Origin of the sequence: Protofrankia symbiont of Coriaria ruscifolia (genome assembly GCF_900634745.1) — a bacterium.
Taxonomy (GTDB): Bacteria; Actinomycetota; Actinomycetes; order Frankiales; family Frankiaceae; genus Protofrankia; species Protofrankia californiensis.
Window position 1 is genome coordinate 44,883 of the sequence record NZ_CAAAFR010000178.1, and the last position, 22,917, is coordinate 67,799.

15 protein-coding genes are annotated in these 22,917 nt (G+C 67.3%); 5 read left to right on the top strand and 10 right to left on the bottom strand.

Going from position 1 to position 22,917, the window contains the following annotated elements; genetic code table 11:
- Positions 1-132 precede the first annotated feature (132 nt).
- From CV1CTNOD_RS19910 to CV1CTNOD_RS19955, 10 genes are all read right to left on the bottom strand, one after another.
- Positions 133-1,143, bottom strand: coding sequence for a sucrose-6-phosphate hydrolase (locus tag CV1CTNOD_RS19910; protein ID WP_431607146.1), 1,011 nt, complete (start codon positions 1,141-1,143; stop codon positions 133-135).
- Positions 1,144-1,843: 700 nt separating this feature from the next.
- Complete coding sequence (locus CV1CTNOD_RS19915) at positions 1,844-2,962, bottom strand: cysteine protease StiP family protein (RefSeq protein WP_131787522.1); 1,119 nt, start codon at positions 2,960-2,962, stop codon at positions 1,844-1,846.
- Positions 2,963-2,973: 11 nt separating this feature from the next.
- A complete protein-coding gene (locus CV1CTNOD_RS19920) occupies positions 2,974-4,341 on the bottom strand; it encodes a phosphoribosyltransferase family protein (protein WP_347402965.1) in 1,368 nt (455 codons plus the stop codon).
- Between the two features lie 79 nt (positions 4,342-4,420).
- Positions 4,421-5,608 carry an HpcH/HpaI aldolase/citrate lyase family protein gene (locus CV1CTNOD_RS19925; protein WP_131787524.1) on the bottom strand — a complete coding sequence of 396 codons (1,188 nt, stop codon included), beginning with the start codon at positions 5,606-5,608 and terminating at the stop codon, positions 4,421-4,423.
- A 432-nt stretch (positions 5,609-6,040) separates the two neighbouring features.
- Positions 6,041-8,746: a zinc ribbon domain-containing protein gene (locus tag CV1CTNOD_RS19930; RefSeq protein ID WP_131787525.1), complete on the bottom strand. Its 2,706-nt coding sequence runs from the start codon at positions 8,744-8,746 to the stop codon at positions 6,041-6,043.
- A gap of 242 nt (positions 8,747-8,988) precedes the next feature.
- Positions 8,989-10,659, bottom strand: a complete 1,671-nt coding sequence (locus CV1CTNOD_RS19935; RefSeq protein WP_131787526.1) for an Hsp70 family protein — start codon at positions 10,657-10,659, stop codon at positions 8,989-8,991.
- Between the two features lie 80 nt (positions 10,660-10,739).
- Entirely contained in the window at positions 10,740-11,642 is a 903-nt protein-coding gene (locus CV1CTNOD_RS25865) for a nucleotide exchange factor GrpE (protein WP_207386559.1), read from the bottom strand.
- A gap of 146 nt (positions 11,643-11,788) precedes the next feature.
- Entirely contained in the window at positions 11,789-12,472 is a 684-nt protein-coding gene (locus CV1CTNOD_RS19945) for a TerD family protein (protein WP_131787527.1), read from the bottom strand.
- A gap of 108 nt (positions 12,473-12,580) precedes the next feature.
- The gene (locus CV1CTNOD_RS19950; RefSeq protein WP_242606859.1) at positions 12,581-13,735 is read right to left on the bottom strand and encodes a DUF475 domain-containing protein; all 1,155 of its coding nucleotides are present in this window, start codon (positions 13,733-13,735) and stop codon (positions 12,581-12,583) included.
- Positions 13,736-14,070: 335 nt separating this feature from the next.
- Positions 14,071-14,646 carry a TerD family protein gene (locus CV1CTNOD_RS19955; protein WP_131787529.1) on the bottom strand — a complete coding sequence of 192 codons (576 nt, stop codon included), beginning with the start codon at positions 14,644-14,646 and terminating at the stop codon, positions 14,071-14,073.
- A gap of 101 nt (positions 14,647-14,747) precedes the next feature.
- Between CV1CTNOD_RS19955 and CV1CTNOD_RS25870 the strand changes: the two genes are divergently transcribed.
- From CV1CTNOD_RS25870 to glgB, 5 genes are all read left to right on the top strand, one after another.
- Positions 14,748-14,885 carry a hypothetical protein gene (locus CV1CTNOD_RS25870; RefSeq protein ID WP_207386560.1) on the top strand — a complete coding sequence of 46 codons (138 nt, stop codon included), beginning with the start codon at positions 14,748-14,750 and terminating at the stop codon, positions 14,883-14,885.
- Between the two features lie 254 nt (positions 14,886-15,139).
- Complete coding sequence (locus CV1CTNOD_RS19960) at positions 15,140-17,125, top strand: alpha-1,4-glucan--maltose-1-phosphate maltosyltransferase (protein ID WP_131787530.1); 1,986 nt, start codon at positions 15,140-15,142, stop codon at positions 17,123-17,125.
- Entirely contained in the window at positions 17,122-18,834 is a 1,713-nt protein-coding gene (gene treS / locus CV1CTNOD_RS19965) for a maltose alpha-D-glucosyltransferase (protein ID WP_131787531.1), read from the top strand. The genes CV1CTNOD_RS19960 and treS overlap by 4 nt, the downstream gene beginning before the upstream one ends.
- Positions 18,835-18,896: 62 nt before the next feature.
- Entirely contained in the window at positions 18,897-20,264 is a 1,368-nt protein-coding gene (locus tag CV1CTNOD_RS19970; RefSeq protein ID WP_131787532.1) for a maltokinase N-terminal cap-like domain-containing protein, read from the top strand.
- A gap of 30 nt (positions 20,265-20,294) precedes the next feature.
- On the top strand, positions 20,295-22,850 hold the full coding sequence (gene glgB, locus CV1CTNOD_RS19975) for a 1,4-alpha-glucan branching protein GlgB (RefSeq protein ID WP_242606860.1): 2,556 nt from the start codon (positions 20,295-20,297) through the stop codon (positions 22,848-22,850).
- Positions 22,851-22,917 lie beyond the last annotated feature (67 nt).

Consider the following 22,917-nt stretch of genomic DNA (forward strand, 5'->3'; position numbering starts at 1 on the left):
GTGCCCGGACGCCACGAGCCGGACAGCCCCGGCAGCGACCCGGGAGCTATTGCTCTGCCGGACCTCCCCGATCGGCTTCCGGACCTCGAGCGCGAGAAAAACATGATCGCGCCACCTTTGACCCGCTGAAGCTCATATACCGGGACAAGGCCTCGCGGCGGAGAGTTCACCTGCGATGATCTCCAGGAGCTCCTGTCCCCCGTGCAGACCCGAAGCACTGGTGACCCGCAGGTTGGGGTTCGTCCAACGATGATCGTCCAACTCGCCGTGGGCGGGACGGACGGCGAGGTCCGCGCCGGCGAGCATGCCCGCGTCCAGCAGCGAATCCCCGGCGGCGGCAAGCCGCGCGTGCCCGATCCGGCGCATCACCTCGGCCAGTGCCGCCTCCTTGGTCAGCACGGCCGGTACCAGGTAGACCTTGCGCCCCTGGACGGACAGGGCCCACCCGTCGGCTGCCAGGCCCGCCGCGAGGCCGGACAGGTCGGGGATGCCGGCACGTTCGTAGGCGACGAGGTAGACGAAGAGGTCGTCGGCGACACGGCTCACCCGGACCCATCCGTCGGCCGCGAGACGCTGTGCTGCGGCCCGCACGTCAGCGAGCGGGCAGGCATGCGCGGCGATCCGGCCCCGGACTGCGGCCGCCCAGTCCTCGTCCGGCCGGCCGTCGAGCAGCAGATGACCGCCGTTGGTCGTGATCGCATACTGGGGGCGCACACCGAGATCGACCCGTTCGTATTGTGCCCGGGTACGGGTGGTAACCGGGACGAGGGTCGCTGTCGCATGCAGCTTCACGATCAGCTCGGCAGCCCCGGTGGTGCAGAACGCGGCGGGTTCGCCATCGATGCGCTCCACCGTGACCAGGTCGGGTTCGTCAGCGCCGGACGGAAGCCGGAAGGAGCGCCTGCTGTAGATCAGCGTCTGGTCGAGGTCACAGGCGACGACCCAGCGCGGACCCGGCAGGGCTGCGGCCGGGGATGGCAGGGACGTCCACGCGTTGATGCCCCGACTGTATGCCAGGGGCGGGCTGACATGCCACGCAATCGCATGGGTTGTCCGTGTACAGGCACCGGACGGTTCCGGCAGCGGCGCCTGGCTGTCCACACCCGGCCCGGGTGGGCAGCGGTTGTCCATAGGTCGCCGCATGCCGTTTCACCCGACCGGGCGCGCCTGCAAAGCTCACAGGCATGGCCCCGGACCCCGGCCAGTACTCCTGGCAGAAGACCGCTGACAGCCAGTGCGGCGTTATCGCCGTCCGCACCGCCCTCGCCGCCGGCATGAGCCGCTCAACAATTCGATGGCGGCTGAAAACCGGGCGATGGCAGCTTCCCATGCCGGGTGCGCTCGTGACCCACCCGGAACCACCCACCCGCATCCAGCTCCTGTGGTGCGCAGTCGAATCCATCGGACCGCATGCCGTTCTCGGCGGTGCCTCCGCGGCCGCCATGGGGGGCCTGCGTGGATTTGACGACGAACGCATCACCGTTGTCGTGCCCGCCGGACGACAACCTGGCCCACGGCCGGGTGTCGTCATTCACCACAGCACCCGTCTGAACTCCAGCGACATATATCCACACCTGCGTCCACCCCGGACCCGGCTCGCTCGATCCGTTGTGGACATGGCCAACTGGGCGCAGCGGCCGGAAGCCGTATACGACATCGTCGTTGCCGCCGTCCAGCAGCGCCTGGTCACGGTCGGCGAGTTACATACTACTATCAGCGCCCGCGGACCGATCCGGCGGAAAAATATGATCATGGAGATACTGGGCGGCCTGGAAACACCGGACGACCTGGAATCGACAGACCAGCCCGTGGCCACCTCTGCTCACCGTGACGGCGCGCCTCGTCACGATGGCACGTTGAACAACGCGCGGTCGGATGCGCCGTCGAGCGGTTTGATGATCCCGACACATGAGTACGGCAGATCAACCCTTTCCTCGACGGGTACTCCCTTGGCCTCGCACAGTGACAGGACATGAGGCAGCTCCGCCAGCCGGTCGGGTGCGACAACGACCTTCCAAGGCACCCGCCGCAACAGCACCCTGGTGGTCTCGCCGACCCCGGGCTTGACCAGACCTATGTTGCCGATCCCGTACTCCTTCGCCAACGTCTCGACCGCCTGCCACCCGGCCCAGGTCGGGGTACGGTCCTCCGTCCGCGAGATGCCGTCCGCGACCGCGCCCGACGCGGCGGAAAATGCCTCGACAACGGTTTCGACATAACGCCGGGAATAGTCTCGATCAGCAAGATGCCGGTAGTACTTCGCCCCGTGGAAGTCGGCCGGGCCGATCAGCGACCGGTTCAGCACGGTCCGACTCACCAGACCGCTGACCGTGGAGTTCAGACAGCTGTGCGGGATCAGGAAGTCATCCCGCGTCCCGTACAGGGGCGTGCAGTGGCCCGGGTCGGACATGACCGCCATGGACGCGTCCACCCCGAGGCCGTGGGAAGCGGCTTCGAGCACCTTGAGAATGGCGCCCTTGCCCGTCCAGCCGTCGACGAACTGCAGCGTCCGCCGGTCGTGACGGGCAAGAATCCAGCGCATCGCGTTCTCGTCGAGCCCCCGGTCCTTGATGATGGAGACCGAGTAGTGCGGCAGGTCGAGTCCGTGCCTCCAGCGGGCCCAGCGCCGCATGAGGATGCCGGCGGGCGTGCCGGCTCGCGCGAGCGACACGATCACCGGCTTCTGCCTGGTCGCGAGCACGAGCTCGGTGGCTATGCCGACCGCGGTGGCAACCCGTACCGCCGAGCGGGCAAGAGCGTTCTCGAACAGTGCGAGATAGGCCTCCGACGGTTCGTACTCGACCGGCAGGTCCTCGGAGTAGTGGTGGCCCTTGGAAAAATCCTCCTCACGGTCCTCGGTGGGGCGTTCCAACGGGATGTCGCTGAGATCCTTCAGCAGAAAGGTGACGTCCGCCGGGTCGTAGGAACCCGAACCCACCGTTCCCGGAATGATCGGTGTCACCGCACTCCCGCTCAACGCGCACCCCCGGTAAGGCCGATCGGCGGGGTCAGCGGACGTCCGGCCGGCCCTCGCGTCGGGATCGTGACCACCGTGACCGGCGCACATCGGCGCAGCACCCCGACCATCCCCGACACGTCGACCACCCCCGACACGTTCACGCCGGCCACCCCGGTGGCGGCCCCGCCGTTCGCGGCCGAGTCGACCACCACGACGATGTCGTCGTACAGGCCGGGCCGGACGTTGTAGACATGGCTGACCCGGCCGGGATCGTCAGGCGCCGGAAAGGTCCACGCACAGCGGATCGCGTAGCCCTCAGCGTCGATCGGGTGGACCGGCGAACGGGTCGTCGAGTGGTAAACGACCTCGCCGGAGACGATCTCGTCGAGTGCATCACCGATACGCAACGGTGCGTACATCAGTTCCTCGGTGCCGAGCACGAGAATGCGGCCCGATGGCTCGTTCAACACCGCAGCCACATCCTTGGCGACCAGCGGCGCCACCTCATCGAGCAAGGTCCGGTCCGATTGTGACCAGCCATGACGGGCGCCGTCCGGCAGCTCCTCAGGCCACTTGGATGTCACGTAACATACCGAATTGAGCTCTGTAGGCGACTGCGTCGAACTACCGTCAGCGCCGCCGCCGTACCGGGCCCTCACCCGCTCGGCGCGCACGGTCACGTCGTCCGGGATCACCAGCTCCCCGGACAGCAGCGACACCACCCGCACGGGCACGCCGAGACGGTCCTCGAGCTCGTCGAAGGCACGGCGGGACGCCGCCGGCCGGGCATCGAAAAGCGTGGCCACCGTGTACGACGGCCGGGCCGCGAAAGCGTGCAGCGCGCGGATCGTGCCCAGAGCGGTCCGGCCGGTGGACAGCTCGTCGTCGACGAGCACCAGTGGTCGGGGTGCCCGCACCAGCTCGGGATCGCGCGGCATCAACCAGTGGAACGTGGCATGCGAATGCGCCTCGTCGAAGTCCAGCAACGTGGTTGCGCCGGGGACGATCCGGCGTGTGGTGTGCAGGTAGTCACAGCCGGCGAGGCCGTCGGCCACACTGTGCCCGAGTGATGTGGCGGTCTCGCAGTAGCCGAGCACCAACGGTGCCGACGTCGCGGGATCACCCCCGAACGTCTGCCAGCTGGCGCGGACCTGCGCGGCCAGCAGGTGACCGGCCGCGAGCGACTCCGCCGGACGTACCGGCAGATGCTTGCCGAGAACGCGGCTGACCAGCAGGTGAGCCCGCCTTGGGTTGCGTCGCAACGCAAGGCCCACCAACGCGTCCAGACCCTTGCCGACCACGTCGGTCCGGACACGAACGTCAAGCCCCAGCTCGTTCCAGAGCCACCCCGGACCGCTCGACGACGCTGCGACAGCATCCACCAGGCTCACACGACCTCCGCCCTGCCAGGATTTACCAGCGTTGCCACTCGTCCAACAGGCCCTGTCCGGGCTCGGTCCGTCACAGGGCGCCGGTCGCCGCCAGAACGTCGACGAACGTATGCCCCTCACGCAGGACACCGAAGGCCCGAGCCCTCCGCAACACACCCTCGGCCCAGGTCCGATGGGGCCGCAGCTCGTTCATCTTGTTCGCGTAGTGGCTCGGGCGCACTCCGCCGACATTGTCCGCGAGAATCGTCATCGCGTCCGTGTACTCCTCATGAGTGGCTACATGCAGAGCGTGTACGGCAGGAACGTGACTGGGGTGGATCACTGTTTTGCCGAGTAACCCGTTGGCCTTGTCGAGCACGACTTCGCGGATAAGCCGGTCGAGATCGGCGGAGACAAGCCGTGACCGCATCCGCGCGCCGTCCGCACTGTCGTCGACGAGGTCCGCCTCCTCGAACGGCGTGACCCGCAGGGAGCTGACAAAAAGCCGCTCCGGCTGCGCGAAATATTCCCAGACGGGCCCGCTCACCACGTGCTCCCCACTACGGCCACACACGTTGACGATGTCGGCGATACAGTCCCGCACCACCGCGATGTCATAGATGGTCAGGTCGCGGTCACGGCGCAGTCCGAACAGACCACAGAGATCAGTTGCGCCGATACGCACGGCAAGCACGATGTCACTGTTCTTGTCGACAAGGTCGCGCACTCCGAGCAGTGTCTGCACCCGGGTCTCGCGAAAGATGACCTGAGGGCTTTCCAGCACGGGCATTGCCCACAGCAGCCGGCCGAGCCGGTCGGAGGCCCGCACGACCGCGGCCAGCGCCGCCACTCCACCCTCGGGATCGAACTTGGGCAGCACGAAACCGCCGAGCATCGCCGACGAGCTGGCGTCAAGCTGCGCGGTGACGCGCGATATCTGATCGGTGTCGCGAACCCGGACGAACAGCAGCGGCGGTCCGCCCGCGGTGGCCGGCGGATTCTCACCCAGATCACGCAGTGCGGCAACGATGTTCGCCTCGGCCGCGGGGACCTCGTGGTCGGCGATGGCGTCCTCGAGGCAGAGCACCATCGACGTCACCCCGGCGGACACCTGGCGGCGGACGTCCGCGGCAAGCGTCGGGCGGGTGCCCGGAGCGTAAAGGGTCGCCCCGAGCGCTGTTGCCACCAGCCGGCGGTCCACGGCCGGCAGGATCTCCTCGGGCAGGCGGTGAAACAGCGCGTCCGCCCGGTCCGCGGCCAGAAAACCGAAGTGACGCACCGGTCGAACCCCCTGTCGTCGGACCGTTCGGTGATCGGGGCAGTCGTACGTCGTCATTTGCGAGGTGCCAGGCTGGCCAGAACCTACCTCTACGACCGGTGGTTCCGAAATCCCGCATGCTTGCTGTCATCAGCCGGACAACCGGTATTCACATACCCGCAGCAGCGGTAACCGAGATCGTGACCGGCCGGGCGGGGCGGAGCCGGCGACTGCCCGGCGGAAGGCATCAGAGCAGGTCGAACAGCCGCTTGCACTCAAGCCCCGCTCATACTCAGCCCCGCGTACACTCCGCCGCCGACCCCGGACTCCGAGCATCATATATGATCTCCGAATACACATTGCCCGGCAGCGCGTCACACAATCCATTCGGGATGACACGTTATTCAACATGTAATAGCGAGGTGTGTATGTGTAAGAGTAGAGCGGACGGGTTCAGCGAACCACGAGGGCGTCGTCCGGAGGATGCTGCAGTACGATCCCCATCCCGTCCGACCCCGGAAACAGCCGTACCCCCCACGGAAGCTGCGCACCGTCCAGAGAGACCTCCACCGTGTGCTCACTGTGTTCACGCGCCGGCGCGTGAGCGGACATCCGGGCCAGTACCTGCCCGTCTCCTCGCGCCTGCGGTGGAGTCGTCCCGGATCGCGCGATCAGCACCAGCTCGGACGGCATACCGTCCGCTCGGACCTGCACACGCAGTGTGCGGCGGCGCCAGCCGGCTCGGGCCACGGTGTAACTGACCGTTGTCTGCTGCTCCTGTGTCCGCGGGTCCTGCCGGGTCGGCGGGTCCGCCCCGGTCAGCGGGTCCTGCCGGGTCGGCGGGTCCTGCCGGGTCGGCGGGTCCGCCCCGGTCAGCGGGTCCTGCCGGGTCGGCGGGTCCGCCCCGGTCAGCGGGTCCTGCCGGGTCGGCGGGTCCGCCCCGGTCAGCGGGTCCTGCCGGATCGGCAGGTCCGCCCGTGGACGCGCTGCAACCGTCACCGTGGTCCGCGACCCGCTTGTACGCGCGGGAACGCCGTCCACGTCATGGAACTCTACATAGATCTGATAACAGTAGGTGACACCTGGTTGGACGGCGGAGTCGACGTACTGACCCGCGTTCGCCCTGATCCGACGCATCGGAAGCCGTACCGGCGACGATTCGTCCACGGTCCGCTCGATCGTGACCGCGTCCACCGGGCCGTCCAGACGCCATGACAGTTTCACCGCGTCGCCGATCTGCTCCGCACGCAGATCGGCGACGTCCCGCATGACCACAAGTCCGGGTGTGCGTACCGGTACCGACCTCCGACTGCCCACGATCGCGGTCACCTGATGCCGGACCATCACCCCGGCCGGAACCCCGGCATCGGAGAGCTCCGTGGACAGGGTGGTGCCCAGGCTGCGTTCCGGCGCAGCTGTCCCGGGCGGGCCGCCGGCCTCCCCGAGCAGGCGGACCACCCGGTAGGACACCGGACCGGCGCTGGAAGGGGATGCCCGCCACCGCAGGACCACCGCACCGTCCTGTTCGGTCGCGGTCAGGTCCCCGGGCGGTGCGAGGGGCACCGCGGCCAGCGCCGCCAGCGCCTCGCAGTTGTCGGCAGCCGTCGCGAGCACCGCAGCCAAGGCGTTTTCCTGGTCGGCCGCAGGCAGCGCCCGAGCCGCGGCAACCCGGCGGCGGATGACGTCCTGATGGGCGACGAGCTCGGCAAGCACATCCTCGGCTGCACGTCCGTCCGGGCCGGGCACGTCGCGGGCCTGAGCCACGAGCCAGCGCGCCCCGTCCATGGCGGCATCCGCGTACCGGGCTTCGCGGTCCTCCACCAGTGCCCGCCACCCGGCGTCCGCGGCAGCCAGCGCCGCCTCCACCCGTGCGCTGAGTTCTTCGGCCGCCCGCGCGACGGAGCCACCGAGCACCGCCAGCACCGGACGGGCAGCGGCCAGCAGTTCGCCGGCGTGCCGGGGACGGCCATCGTCCAACGCCCGCCGGATGGCGGACACAGCGTCAGCGGCCTCCCGCGCCTGGCGCAGGCTCTGCCCGCACGACCGGCAGGCCACCGCGGCGGCCTCGGTCTTCCGCCCGCACGAGGGGCACGCCGTGTACAGCTCGGTGTCGCAGTAACGACAGATGCGCGAGCCATCTACCGGTTCCGGACAGCAGCATTGCGCGCACACCACGTAGTCGAGAAAGACGCCGGTCGTCACGGCCGCGCCCAGCTCCCGGGCGACGCCGAGCAACAGGGTCTTAGCCTGCACCGCGGACAGGCCCGACCCGGTCGCGAGGACCTCCCGCACCAGCCCCTCGAACACGGCCGGTCCCAGTTCACCGTCGAGAACGACGTGTTCCTCGACCCGCCCCCGGATCTCCTCCCGGGCGTCCGCGACCAGTCCGGCGGTGTAGGCGGCCGGATCCCCGTCCAGCAGCCTGGTGCGTACCTGCGCGAGCAGATCCGCGGTCACCGTCTTCTCACGGTCATGCGGACGCCGCTGGTTGCGCTCCAGCGCAACCTCGTAGGCGGCCTGGATCCGTTCCGGCGGCGAGTCGGCCGGGACACCCAACAGCGCCCACAGGGAGGCGGTACCGACCCGGTCTCCCTCACGTAGCTGCCGCAGCTCGATCAGGCGGTCACGGATCTGGTGCCGTACCCCCGCGGCGAGCGGTTCGACCCCGTCACCCGAGCTGTCCTCGATCACCTGCTCACGGGCGAGAAGCGCGTCGAACTGCTCGGCAGTCACCCCGTCGGCCGACGCCAGCCGGCGAAGCCCGGCCACCCGGGAACGCGGCACCCCACCGAAACGCCCACGCACGGTCGCGAGATTGCGGGCCACCTTCGCCAGCCGTTCGACGTCCCCGGTGCGGCGGGTCGCCAGCACCCGTGCCCGGACCTCGTCGCGGGTGGCGGTGTCCAGCAGCGGCGCCTCCCACTCTGCCCGCCGCCGCACCAACGTCGCGGCAAGCGAGGCGTACCGGGTCGCGTTCCGCTGCCGTTGCAGGAAGGCCATGACTCCGGCCAGCTGCTCGCGCACCTGCGCGTCGGTGTAGACGGCATCCGGGTCCAGGGCCGCGACGAAAAACGGGTCGTCGAGATCGAGCGAAGACCGGCGGTGCAGCTCCGCCAGCACACGCTGGCGGTAACCGCTGCCGTCGAACGCCGCGCTCACGCCCCACCTTCGTCCCGTCCCTGCCGCAGGGCAGGTGAAAGCCGTGCCTGTGACGCCCGTGCCTGTCCTGGACACCGGCCCGGAACGTTCACCATATGTACTGGACGGGGTTATGTACTGGACAGGGTCCGGCGCGCTCACTGCGGGTAGTGTTCCGTAAGCCGTCCGGCCGGTTCGTACCCGGCGTCGCCCGCCGGTCGAACACCGGACCCTCGGGCCCGGGTGCCAACCCTGTTGCCTGGCTAATCCCGTTGCTTGAGCAGCGTGACCTTCTTCGTCTCCTCGTCCCGCATCGCCTCGCTGCCCACCCCGGCCCTGACCTGCAGGAGCAGGGGCGCTGTCGCGCCGGGATGGGTGGCGGTAACCAGAATGGTCTGGTCCGGGCGCATGAAGAAGGTGACGTCGACGGGCGTGCCGCGGGGGTGACCACCCGGGATACCGGTGATGGCGCCTTCGACGATCACCTTGTTGTCCTCCGGCACGGGCGACTCAGCGCTTGTGCCCTGTTCGAAGACGCGGATGTCGACCTCGGTCTGGTCGTCGGAGATCGTGTAGAAGGTCTGCGTCACCTCGATCGGCAACGGGTCGTTGCGGTGTGCCAGGAACACGGCGATCGCCTTGCCCCTGTCCTCGGCAAAGATCCCGAAGCCGCGCGAGGTCACATTTGTGATCTTGGTTTTCACCAGGTCCACCACGGCGGTGGCGGCCAGTCCGAAGCTGCCCGCCGCCCCGGAGGCCGACCGCTGCACGTCAGCCGGTGCGGCCGCTTCCAGGCCCTCCCCCGCGGCGAGTCTGCCCTGCGCGACCAGATCGTCGATGACGTAGCGTTCCAGTTCCTTCTTCTGTCCGAACGCCGCCGCACCCTTGGCCACAGCAAGATCAGGATCGACGAGGCGCGGACTCAGACCGAAGTTCTCGGCCAGCTTCCGGGCGACGGCAGGGCTCTTGCTCATCCCCCCGACGAGCAGGCAGACGTCCACGTGGTCGACCCCGTGCTCCCGAGCCCGGGCAAGCACCGAACCGGTCAGGTCGAGCGTGCGCTGCAGCAACGACGCCGTGATCTCTTCGATGTCGGCACGGGCGACGGTCACGCTCGTGCGCCGGCCGGCATGGACCACGAGCACGTCCACGCTGTCCCGGCCCGACAGCGCCAGTTTCGCCTCCTCCGCCGCTGCCAGCAGCTCCTGCTCGTCATAGACGTCGTCCAGCGGATCGCCGGCGTCGGGCTGCTCCTCGATGAACTTCTGCGCGAGAAAGCGCACCAGCTCGGCGTCCCAGTCGGCGCCTCCCAGCTCGTGGTCACCGTCAGTAGCAACGACCGTGATCGCGTTCTCCGACAGCCGGATGACCGTGGTGTCGAAGGTGCCACCGCCGAGGTCGTAGACCAGCACGGTGGTGTCCGCCACGCCGTTCTGGGCGAACCCGTAGGCAAAGGCGGCGGCGGTCGGTTCGTTGATGATGTCGACGACGTTCAGCCCGGCGAGCGTCCCGGCGAGTTTCGTCGCCTTGCGCTCCTCGTCCCCGAAGTAGGCGGGAACGGTGATGACCACGTCGGTCACCGGGCTTCCGGTCACCCGCTGCGCGTCGGCGGCCAGGGCCTTGAGAAGGAGACTGGACACTGCGGGAGCGCTGTACTCCTCACCGTGGACGACGAACCGCCAGTCCGCCTCACCCATGTGCCGCTTGATCAGGCTCGCCACGTCGTCCGGGCGGATCCGTGACTGCCGCTTGGCCTGGGTGCCGACGACGAAACTGACACCGCCGTCGGCCGACTCGTCGAACAGCACCACCGACGGCGTGGTCGGCTGCGACTCGATGTTGCGGATGACGTCAGGGCGTCCGTACTCGTCCACCTGGGCGATGCACGAGTACGTCGTTCCCAGGTCGATCCCGAACACCTTTGTCCGCGCCATGTAGTTCCTCTCCGGCAAACAGCGGCCACCGTTCAACGATCCGAGCACGAAAGGAGCATGATCGTGCCGCCTTCGGCCCTCTAGTGTGCCCGAAAGACCTCCACCTCGGCCGGACGCACCACGATCGACTCACCGCGGACGAATCCGGGTCTGACAGTTCGAGCGATCGTCCGATCACGCTCGGCGTCGTCCGTACCGATACGGCGCACGCCCACGTGGCGGGCTGGGTCAAAAGGCGTGCCCACAACCGCGGTGTACGGACGGACGTCCACGGCGACGTCCATGACCTGCAACAACTGCGTGCGGAGGATACCGGCGATGCTCTGATCGTCGTCCGCACCCAGGCTCGTCATCTGGTCGTGCAACCGCATCAGGCCCCGCAGCAACGGCGACATCGCCTCGGTCAGTTCACCCGCCCGCAGCCGGGTGTTCTCGGCATGCAGGCGGTCCACCAGGTCGGCGTCGTGACGCCGGAGCCTGACCAGCTCCTCGACCCGGTGGGCCAGATCGTCCAGCCGCATGGCAGCGGCAGTAACCACGGCGACATCGAAAACGGGGGCATCGACGGCACCGGCAGCGGCAGCGGCAGCGGCAGCGGCACCAACGGCATCGCCGATGGCGACAGCAGTCTCGCTTACAGCGGTCTCGCTGAGAGTAATCCCGCTGACAGCAGTCTCGCTGACGGCGGCGTCAGCCACAGGGGGCTGCGCCTCGGGCGGCTCGGCAGGCGGCTCGGCGAGATCGGCGACAACCGGCTCCGCCGATGACGATCCCTGCGCCGCCGACGATTCCGCCGGGGACGCCAAGGTACGGCCAGCCAGGTCGTCCTGCCCGGGACCGTCCATATGCGCCGGATGCGCGGCTGCCGGGGCGTCGCGCTCACCGGGGCCGGCGCCCTCGGCGCCGTCCGCATCCACGATCGCATCCGCATCCGCGTCCGCGTCGTCGCCACCCGACGGAACCGAATGTGATGCATCGGCCACCGGCCCGTGACGTGATCGGGACATCGAACGAGGCCCGCCATCTCCGGAAGGTGGCGGCACAGGTCGGATCACGTCCGCTTCCGCCCTCCGGACGCGCGCAACCGCATCCCCTCCGCCTACCCGATCCCTTTTTGTCCGCCTGTCGCCTACTTGCGTCCCGGAGCCCAGTTCAGGCCCCACCCGAAGGTCTGGTCAAGCTCCTGGTGACCGCCGACATAACGCACCTCCCTGTTCACGACGAGATCGTTGCCGCCCTGGTTGGTCAGCAAGGCGATCGCGCACATCCGGGCGCTACCGGCCTGCTCGTCCAGCCGTACCTCGATGGGCGCGCCCTGTGCCGGAGTGAGTGTCACCACCGCGCCGGCCTGGTCGAAGTTCGGGACGCCGGAATAGATGAAAGCGAAGATCAGCAGGCGACGGATCTCCGTGACATGGGCGAGGTTGACGAACAGGTTCTCCCCGCCGGCGGATGCGCCGGTGCGGTCGTCGGCGTCAAGCTGGACGTACGGAGGTCTCTCGAAGGACCCGAACGCGTTACCCAGCGCCTGCACAACCCCCTTACGGTCGTCGGAAAGCTCATACATACAAGCGAGGTCGAGGTCGATCCCGCCCTGTGCGCCGCTGAGCGCCCGCTTGAGAAAGCCGCCCCGACCAGCGGACGCCGCGGCACCCTGGACATTCCAGTTGAGGTTGACGTGCAGCCGCCCGCCGCCACCCTGCTTGCTCAGGGAGACCGAAGGCGCGCTCTTGGTCAGAGTAAGCTTGTTCAGCGACACCGGGCCTGTGTTGGACTGCGAGCCAGTGGGCCGCTTGCTGTAGTCGATGGGCATGATCCGCTCCCTTGCGGTGGTCGTATCCGCGAGCCGGACAGTCGTGTCCTCGGTCGTTCCAAGCCCCCGTGGCGGTGGCAGGCACGCAGCCGAGAACCTCCGCCACTGCTATGAACGCACAGTGGCGATCTCACGATGCCGTTCGTCCGGGCCGTCGCCGTTTCCCCCGCCCTCGCCGGCACGCTGCTCCCTACTCCGGCGCAGGAGGGAGGAGATCAGGGCGACTCCGATGAACCCGACACCGACGAGACCCGTGATGATCTCCGGAACCTCGGTCTCGATGCTGACGGCGAGGATCACCGCAAGCGCACCGATGGCGTAGTGGGCGCCGTGCTCCAGGTACACGTACTCCTGAAGGGTGCCCTTGCGGACGAGATAGACGGTGATCGACCGGATGTACATAGCGCCGATGCCGAGCCCGGCGGCGATGACGAAGATCTCCTGTGTGATCGCGAAAGCACCCACCACGCCGTCGAAGGAGAACGACGCGTCCAGCACCTCCAGGTACAGGAACAGGAAGAACGCGGCCTTTCCCGAGGCCAGGACCAGTGCGTTCGGCCCGCCCGTCGACCCCGCCGCGGGCGCCGCCCCCGCCAGCGCATCCTCGTCGGCGTCGGCGTCCGCTCCCACGCCGCGCGCCTCGAAGAACTCACCGAGACCGCGCACGCCCAGGTAGGTGGCGACACCAGCGACACCGGCGGTCAGCACCTGCTGGGTCGCATCACCGGAGAACGCCTCGGCGACGAGGAGGAGCGAGACGAGCCCGACCACGACCGACAACACGTCGAGCTGCCCCGCCTTGCGCAGTGGCTCCTCGATCCAGCGAAGCCACTGGACGTCACGTTCGGGATCGAACATGAAGTCCAGGAAGATCATAAAGAGGAAGATGCCACCGAAGGCCGCAATGGCGGGATGCGCATCGTGCAACCGCGTCGCGTACTCGTCCGGGTTGTTCAGCGCGAGGTCGAAGACCTCCAGCGGGCCCAGATGAGCGGTAAGCGCAACGATGACGATCGGGAACAGCAGGCGCATCCCGAATACGGCGATCAGAATGCCGACGGTCAGGAATATTCGCTGCCAGAACTCGTTCATCCTGCGCAGGATCGTCGCGTTGATTACGGCGTTGTCGAACGACAGGCTTATCTCAAGCACGGCCAGGATGGCGACGATGGCAGCCGTCTGCGGACCGCCGAGCACTCCGGCCAACGCTACACCGACCACGGTGACCGCCAGCGACCAACCAAAGATTCGCAGGGCATGCACGAGGACAGGCACCTTCCTCCGGACCGGGTCTGACGCGGCGCCGGGAGCACCACCGCGCCTCGACCCCGGTCCGGAGCGTCGAGGGCATCACATCAACTACACGTCGACCCGGCAGACCACAGCGCAATCGTGGTGTTGCCCACACAGCCGCAGGCTTGCGATCCCGGGCATCGTAACCGGCCAAACCGACACCACCGGCGCCCAGCGCCGGTTACGGGACATCACCACAGCGCTCCACGCCCCGCGAGTCGCGGTGGCGCTGGTACTCCTGGCCCGCCTGTCAGGCCCGACCCGCATCCGGTCAGCTCCGACGATCAGACGTCGACCCCGAAGGATCAGACGTTGACCCCATAGTCCCGGGCGATCCCGGCAAGCCCGGACGCGTAGCCCTGACCGACGGCCCGGAACTTCCACTCGGAGCCGTGCCGGTACACTTCACCGAAGACCATCGCAGTCTCGGTGGAGGCGTCCTCGGTGAGATCATAACGCGCGATCTCGGCGCCTCCCGCACCGTTCACGATCCTGATGAACGCGTTGCGGACCTGACCGAAGTTCTGCTGGCGTGAATCCGCATCATAGATCGAAACCGGAAACACAACCTTGTCGATCTCCGCAGGCAGACTGGCGAGACCCACATTGATCGCTTCGTCGTCGCCCTCTCCCTCACCGGTGAGGTTGTCGCCCTGGTGTTCGATGGCACCGTCCGGGCTCTTGAGATTGTTGAAGAAGACGAAGTGGCCATCCGACAGCACCTTGCCGTCAGACCTGCAGGCAATCGCGCTCGCATCAAGATCGAAATCTGCGCCGGTCGTGCTGCGGACATCCCAGCCGAGGCCGACGACGATGTTCGTGAGGCCGGGCGCCTCCTTGGTCAGCGAAACGTTTCCGCCCTTGCTGAGGCTGACTCCCACTGCTCCTCCTGCTGTCATTGCGATCGGGGCTGTCCTTGCATTTCGGGACCCTGGCCGCCCCCCGCACCGAACGCGACGCAGCCTACTGGACTCGATCACGCATGCCCACGGCGACGTGGGGTTATGGGGCCTGTGTTCTGCGGGACGAACGGGACCGCGCCAGGGTTCCCGGCCGGGCATGTGGGCTCATCCGGGCCGGCCGACTCCTGCCGGCGATCTACCGCCCCGCCCATGCGTGAGCACGGCAGACATGGGTATCTCGGAGCGAAACCGATGGTGGGCTGGTGCACGCCCGGCAGCAGGCCCACCTGCGAACGCGCATCAACGTGGAGACTTCGATCCGATGCCGACATCCCCCTCCCCCGGCGGAGTACCTCCGTATCCCCAACGCGTCCCCACTTGGCGGTCCCACGCTGTTCACGTTGGGGTAGCGCCAATTGGCACAGGAGAGGCCGACTATCAAGGGGTGGTTCACCTGGATAAGGTCGCGGCGATGATCGGACGTTCGATAGGCCGGGTTGTCATCTCTGACGTCAGCCCCGCCGTATCCTGTGGGCAGTGGCCGTCCCGGGCGGTTGAGGGTGAGACCCTCACCGTCGCCGCGACGGTATTTCGTGACGGACACGATCTGATCGGCGCCAATGTGGCGCTGTCAGGTCCTGACGGGCGCGGGAACCCGTTCACGCGGATGCGGCAGGTCGGAGTGGGCGCTGATCGCTACGAAGCCGAGGTCCGGGTCGACTCGGAGGGCCTGTGGGGCTTCCGCGTCGAGGCATGGGCCGATCCCGTGTCGACCTGGCGTCACGCCATCGAGATCAAGACAGGCGCCGGCCAGAGCACGGACGAACTGTCGGTGGACTTCGAGGACGGAGCCCGGATCCTGCTCCACGCGCTGCCCGGAGTCCCCGAAAGCCGGTGGGCGGAGGTCCAGCACGCCGTCAGCGCTCTACGCGACGACGCTCTGACGGATCCACATGCGCGGATTGCGGCGGCGTGTGATCCGGCGCTGGTCGACTTGTTCACCAGGTGCCCGCTGCGGGAGCTCATCACCCGCTCGCCCCTCTACCGGATCTGGGTGGACCGGCCCCGGGCGCTGTTCGGAAGCTGGTACGAGTTCTTTCCCCGCTCCGAGGGGGCGAGTCTGGACCCGCCACGTTCGGGAACATTCGCGACCGCCGCCGAGCGGTTGCCCGCCGTCGCCGCAATGGGTTTCGACGTGGTCTACCTTCCGCCGATCCACCCCATCGGCGAGGTCAACCGCAAGGGTCCGAACAACACCCTGGTCACCGGTCCTGACGACCCCGGCTCACCCTGGGCGATCGGCAGCGACGCCGGCGGCCACGACGCCGTCCACCCGGACCTGGGTACGATCGACGATTTCGACGACTTCGTCGCGCGGACCCGCGCCCTGGACATGGAGGTCGCCCTCGACCTGGCCCTGCAGTGTGCACCCGACCATCCGTGGGCCAAGACGCACCCGGAGTGGTTCACCGTGAAGAGCGACGGTTCCATCGCGTACGCGGAGAACCCGCCGAAGAAATATCAGGACATCTACCCGCTCAACTTCGACAACGACCCGGCCGGGCTTTACCACGAGGTGTTGCGCGTGGTCAGGTACTGGACCTCGCACGGGGTGCGGATATTCCGGGTCGACAATCCCCACACCAAGCCGGTCCAGTTCTGGGAGTGGCTCATCGCCGAGGTTAAGTCGGTCGAACCGGACGTGCTCTTCCTGTCCGAGGCGTTCACCCGGCCGCCCATGATGCGGACACTGGCGAAGGCCGGCTTCACCCAGTCGTACACCTACTTCACCTGGCGCAACACGAGGTCAGAATTGGAGACATACGGCCGGGAACTGCTGGAAACCGCACACTACATGCGTCCCAACTTCTTCGTCAATACTCCCGACATCCTGCCGGGTTACCTCCAGGAGGGCGGCGACCCGGCATTCAAGATTCGTGCGGTGCTGGCGTCGATGATGTCCCCCTCGTGGGGGGTCTACGCGGGTTATGAACTGTTCGAGAACACCCCCGTGCGAACGGGCGGTGAGGAATACCTGGACTCCGAGAAATACCAGTACCGGCCGCGGGACTGGGCCGATGCCGAACACGCCGGACGCTCGCTGGCACCATACCTCGCCAGACTGAACCGGATACGCAGGGACCATCCGGCGACGCACTGGCTGCGCAACCTCCGTTTTCACCATACCGATGGCGACGAGTTCATCGTCTTCTCCAAGCGATCCGGGGGGGCACAGGGCGACGACTGCGTTCTGGTCGTCGTCAACCTGGATCCGCACAACACGCAGGAGACGACTGTTCGCCTCGACATGCCCGCCCTCGGCCTCGAGTGGCGGGAAACATTCGACGTCCACGACGAGATCAGCGGGACTGACTACACGTGGGGGCAAGAGAATTACGTCCAGCTGGACCCGGCGACGGAACCAGCCCACATTTTCGACGTCCGGCGGAGGAAATGAGCGCCGAAGGCACTACCGGTGATACGGACGCCGGCGGCAGCGGGTCGCCGGCCGACGAGCTGTCCCGCGACCCGCTGTGGTTCAAGCGGGCGGTCTTCTACGAGGTCCTCATCCGTGGTTTCGCCGACTCCAACGGCGACGGCACGGGTGACCTTCGCGGAATCGCCAGCAAACTCGACTACCTCAGCTGGCTCGGCGTCGACTGCCTGTGGCTGCTACCGATCTACGAATCGCCGTTGCGGGACGGCGGTTACGACATCTCCGACTACTTCCGGATCCTGCCGGAGTTCGGCGACCTCGGGGACTTCGTCAACCTGGTGGACGAGGCCCACCGCCGAGGCATCCGGATCATCGCGGACCTGGTCATGAACCACACCTCCGACCAGCACCCGTGGTTCCTGGCTTCCCGCAGCGAACCGGACGGCCCGTACGGCGACTTCTACGTGTGGTCGGACACGGACCAGAAGTTCCCCGACGCCCGGATCATCTTCGTCGACACGGAGAAATCGAACTGGACCTGGGACCCGGTGCGCGGCCAGTACTACTGGCACCGCTTCTTCTCCCACCAGCCCGACCTCAACTATGACAATCCGGACGTCCAGGAAGCCATGGTCGAGGTACTGCGCTTCTGGCTGGACCTGGGGATCGACGGATTCCGACTGGACGCCGTCCCCTACCTTTACGTACGGGAGGACACCAACGGCGAGAATCTCCCGGAAACCCATGAGTATCTGCGGCGGATCCGCAAGGAGATCGACGCGAAATACGCCGACCGGGTCCTGCTGGCCGAGGCGAACCAGTGGCCGTCAGACGTGGTCGAGTACTTCGGCAACGACGACGAATGCCACATGGCATTCCACTTCCCGCTGATGCCGCGGATCTTCATGGCGGTCCGCCGGGAGTCCCGTTACCCCATCTCGGAGATCTTGGCGCAGACACCGGAGATCCCGCCGAACTGCCAGTGGGGGATTTTCCTGCGCAACCACGACGAGCTGACCCTGGAGATGGTCACCGACGAGGAACGCGACTACATGTACGCCGAGTACGCGAAGGATCCGCGTATGAAGGCGAACATCGGGATACGCCGGCGGCTCGCCCCGCTGCTGGAGAACAGCCGCGACCAGATGGAGCTTTTCACCGCGCTGCTGTTGTCACTGCCCGGCTCGCCGGTGATTTACTACGGTGATGAGATCGGCATGGGTGACAATATCTACCTGGGTGACCGGGACGGCGTCCGGACACCCATGCAGTGGTCCCCGGACCGTAACGCCGGTTTCTCGACGAGCGATCCGGCCCGGCTCTACCTGCCGCCCATCATGGACCCGGTGTACGGGTACCAGGCGCTCAACGTCGAGGCCGAGCAGCGGATGCCGACATCCTTCCTGTCCTGGACCCGGCGAATGATCGAGGTACGCAAGCGGCATCCCGTCTTCGGTCTCGGCACCTATGAGGAGTTCCCGGCGTCCAATCCGTCCGTCTTCGCCTTTGTCCGGGAATTCGGCGACGACCGGGTGCTCTGTGTGTCCAACCTGTCACGTTTTGCCCAGCCAGTCGAACTCGATCTTCGTAGATTCGTCGGCATGGTGCCGGTCGAGTTGCTCGGCGGAGTGCACTTTCCGCCGATCGGGGAACTGCCGTACCTGTTGACCCTGCCCGGACACGGACATTACTGGTTCGCACTCGGCCGGCAGGGGGAATTGGCCTCCTGATGCGGTCTGCGCACAAGGTCGTGAGGATGGTCGCCAGATGGTGACACGTGAGGAGGTCGACGATGGTGGGCGACAATTCTGATCTGGTCGCCCTCCTGGTCTCCTGGCTGCCGCGGCAACGCTGGTTTGCCGGCAAGGGCCGAGCCTGGGGCAGCCTGCGCATCGTTCAGAACGTGCGGCTTTCCGATCTTCTACGCCACTTCGTCATCGAGGTCCGGTACGCCGACGGCGGACCGGTCGACCACTATCAGGTGCCCCTGGTCGTGCGACCGGACGCGCCCTACGGGCACGAGGGCTTCTTCGTCGGCAAGTACGCGGACGGTCTGGTGTACGACGGCCTGCACGATCCGGACGGCAGCGCCGCCCTGTTGGCGTTCATCCGCGGCGAGGCGGCCCGTGACGGGTTCGTGCCGTACACACTGGAGGAACTGGAGCCGCTGCCCGCCCACGTGGTCGGCGCGGAGCAGTCCAACACCTCGATCGTGTACGGCGACGCCTACATCCTGAAAGTCTTCCGTCGACTGTGGCCGGGGACGAATCCAGACCTGGAGATGACCCGTGCGCTCGCCGACGCGGGCAGTCCCCGCGTAGCCCGACCGCTGTCCTGGCTGGACGGCGTCGTTGACGGTCAGACCACCACTTTCGCGTTCATGCAGGAATTTCTTCGCAGTGGCACCGAAGGCTGGCGGCTCGCTCTCGCCAGCGTCCGCGACCTCTATGCGGAGGCGGACCTGCACGCCGACGAGGTCGGTGGCGATTTCGCGGCCGAGTCCGAGCGGCTGGGTGCGGCCACCGCGGACGTGCACCGCATCATCGCCGAGACACTGCCCACGGCTGTCGGTGATGCCGAGATCCTGCGGGCGGAGTCCGCGCAGATGCACAGCCGGCTGGATGCCGCGATCAAGGTCGTCGGGGAACTGCAGGCCTTCGAGGCGCAGCTGCGCGCCGCCTACGACGAACTCGCCCGCCGGGCGCGGCCGGTTGTTCTGCAGCGCATTCACGGCGACTACCATCTGGGGCAGGTTCTACGGGTTGACTCAGGCTGGGTACTCTTCGACTTCGAAGGCGAACCGGCACGCCCGGTGACAGAACGCATAACGTTACAGCCCGTTTACCGTGATGTCGCCGGCATGCTCCGATCATTCGACTACGCGGCTCAGTCGATGTTGTTGGAACGGTCGATGTTGTTGGAACGGGAGGGCGAGTCCGCACTCAGATATCGCGCACAGGAATGGGCGACTCGCAACCGCGACGCCTTCTGCATCGGGTACGCCGGCGTCCGCGGGCATGACCCACGCGAGGAGGCTGCCCTGTTGCGGGCGTTCGAGCTCGACAAGGCCGTGTACGAAGTCGTCTACGAGGCGCGTCATCGCCCATCGTGGTTGCCGATCCCGCTCGGTTCGGTCGAACGGCTGACCTCCACGGACTGATGACTACGTTCTAAGGATGGCGTGTTGTCCATGATCGGTCCTGACGACGCGGTGGGTGGAGTCGACGAGGGCCACCCATGCAATCGTCTCTGCGACGCCAACTCCGAAAGCGCCCGTTCCCCGCATATGGCCATGACCGTGGCCATGCACGGCGACGCCGGGCGCCGGGAAAACGGGTACGACGGCGACGCCAGGCATCACGAAACGGCGCACTGGGACACCGGGCGTGATGAAACAGTCCATCCGAGTACCGATCGTGACAAAACTGCCTATCCGGACACTGCGCGTGACGAGACGGCGCTCCGAGACACCGGACATCCGGACGACGACCCGGCGTCGTCCTCCCCGTCCCTGCTCGTCGAAACCGCCGAGCTTGAGCGGCTGGTGAACGGTTCACACCACGATCCGCATCGCATACTCGGCGCCCACCCCCGCGGGGACTCGACGATCGTGCGGGCCCTGCGACCGGACGCAGTGGGCGTGGTCGTCCTCACCGGAGGTGAACGCTTCGAGTGCACCCGGCTGCACACGGCCGGGGTGTTCGCGGTGGCGCTGCCGACCCGCACCGTTCCCGACTACCGTCTGGAGGTCCGTTACTCCGACGCCACGCACGTCGTCGACGATCCGTACCGCTACCTGCCGACGCTCGGGGAGATGGACCTGCACCTCATCGGTGAGGGTCGCCACGAACAGCTGTGGAAGGCGCTCGGCGCGAGCGTACGCCACTACCCGGACAGCGCCGGCACAGCCGAGATCAGCGGGGTCGGTTTCGCCGTGTGGGCGCCGGGCGCCCGCGGCGTCCGGGTGGTCGGTGACTTCGATTTCTGGGACGGTCGCGCCTACCCGATGCGGTCACTGGGATCGACAGGTGTCTGGGAGCTGTTCGTACCCGGCATCGGCGGCGGTTGCCGCTACAAGTACGAGATCCTCGGATTCGACGGCGTGTGGCGGCAGAAGGCCGACCCGCTCGCGCTGCACACCGAGAACCCGCCGGCCACGGCGAGCGTCGTCTTCGAGTCCGACTACACCTGGGGTGACGAGGCATGGCTGGCGCAGCGCAGGCGTACCGCGTGGCATACCGTGCCGATATCGGTCTACGAGGTGCATCTGGGATCCTGGCGCAGAGGGCTGTCATACCGGGAGCTCGCCAGCGAACTCGTCTCCCACGTGCGGGACATGGGCTTCACCCACGTCGAACTGCTGCCCGTGGCCGAGCATCCCTTCGGCGGCTCCTGGGGCTACCAGGTGTCGGCCTACTACGCCCCGACATCACGGTTCGGCGACCCCGACGATTTCCGGTACCTCGTCGACCAGCTTCACCAGGCCGGAATCGGCGTCATCGTCGACTGGGTGCCGGCACACTTCCCCCGCGACGTCTGGGCGCTGGGCCGGTTCGACGGCACGCCGCTGTACGAGCATCCTGATCCGCGTCGAGGCGAACAACCCGACTGGGGGACGTACGTCTTCGACTTCGGGCGTCCCGAGGTACGAAACTTCCTGGTCGCGAACGCGGTGTACTGGTTCGAGGAGTTCCATGTGGACGGGTTGCGGGTGGACGCCGTCGCCTCCATGCTCTACCTCGACTACTCCAGGTCCGAGGGTGACTGGGTACCCAACGTCCACGGCGGCCGGGAGAACCTCGAGGCGGTGTCGTTCCTGCAGGAGACCAACGCCACGGTCTACCGGCGAGTCCCGGGCGCGATGATGATCGCCGAGGAGTCGACCGCCTGGCCTGGCGTCACCCGTCCGACGCATCTGGGAGGTCTGGGTTTCGGCTTCAAGTGGAACATGGGCTGGATGCACGACACGCTCGACTACCTTTCCCGGGCACCGGTGTTCCGCGCCTACCACCACCACCAGATGACCTTCTCCATGATGTACGCGTACTCGGAGAACTTCGTCCTTCCGCTCAGCCACGACGAGGTGGTGCACGGGAAGGGCTCACTGCTGCGCAAGATGCCCGGTGACCGCTGGCAGCAGCTGGCCAACCTGCGCGCTCTCTACGGCTACATGTGGGCGCACCCAGGCAAGCATCTGCTGTTCATGGGCGGGGAGTTCGCCCAGGAGGCCGAGTGGTCGGAGGCACGGTCGCTGGACTGGTGGCATCTGGACGACCCGCGCCACCGGGGTGTGACCGCACTGCTGAAGGATCTCAACGGGATCTACCGTGCCACACCCGCCCTCTGGGAACGGGACACCTCTCCGGACGGGTTCTCGTGGATCGACGCGAACGACGCCGAGGACAACGTGTTCTCGTTCCTACGGTGGGCCGGCGACCCGGCGTCCGGCGACCCCACCCGGAGTGGTCCGGCGGCCGGTGCTCCGGCGGCCGGCACAGTGCTCGCCTGCGTCACCAACTTTTCGGGCATCCCCCACACCGACTATCAGCTCGGCCTGCCGTTCGCCGGACGCTGGCGTGAGGTCATCAACACCGACGCCACCGAGTACGCCGGCAGCGGGATGGGGAACATGGGTTCCGTCGTCGCCGTGGACGCCGCCCGCCACAACCAGCCGGCATCGGCGACGCTCACCCTGCCCGCCCTGGCGACCCTGTGGCTGTGCTACGAGGGCTCCGGTCAGAACTGACCGGAGCCCTCGTGCTGCTCCGGCGAGGACCCCGACAGAGCCCTCGCCGGACGGACGATCGCCGGAT

Excerpts from the sequence above, each read along its gene's own strand:
- CV1CTNOD_RS19910 (WP_431607146.1), bottom strand. The coding sequence starts at position 1,143 with ATGCGGCGACCTATGGACAACCGCTGCCCACCCGGGCCGGGTGTGGAC.
- CV1CTNOD_RS19935 (WP_131787526.1), bottom strand. The coding sequence starts at position 10,659 with ATGGCGCGGACAAAGGTGTTCGGGATCGACCTGGGAACGACGTACTCG.
- CV1CTNOD_RS19945 (WP_131787527.1), bottom strand. The coding sequence starts at position 12,472 with ATGCCCATCGACTACAGCAAGCGGCCCACTGGCTCGCAGTCCAACACA.
- CV1CTNOD_RS25870 (WP_207386560.1), top strand. The coding sequence starts at position 14,748 with ATGCCCACGGCGACGTGGGGTTATGGGGCCTGTGTTCTGCGGGACGAA.
- CV1CTNOD_RS19960 (WP_131787530.1), top strand. The coding sequence starts at position 15,140 with ATGATCGGACGTTCGATAGGCCGGGTTGTCATCTCTGACGTCAGCCCC.
- treS (WP_131787531.1), top strand. The coding sequence starts at position 17,122 with ATGAGCGCCGAAGGCACTACCGGTGATACGGACGCCGGCGGCAGCGGG.
- CV1CTNOD_RS19970 (WP_131787532.1), top strand. The coding sequence starts at position 18,897 with ATGGTGGGCGACAATTCTGATCTGGTCGCCCTCCTGGTCTCCTGGCTG.
- glgB (WP_242606860.1), top strand. The coding sequence starts at position 20,295 with ATGATCGGTCCTGACGACGCGGTGGGTGGAGTCGACGAGGGCCACCCA.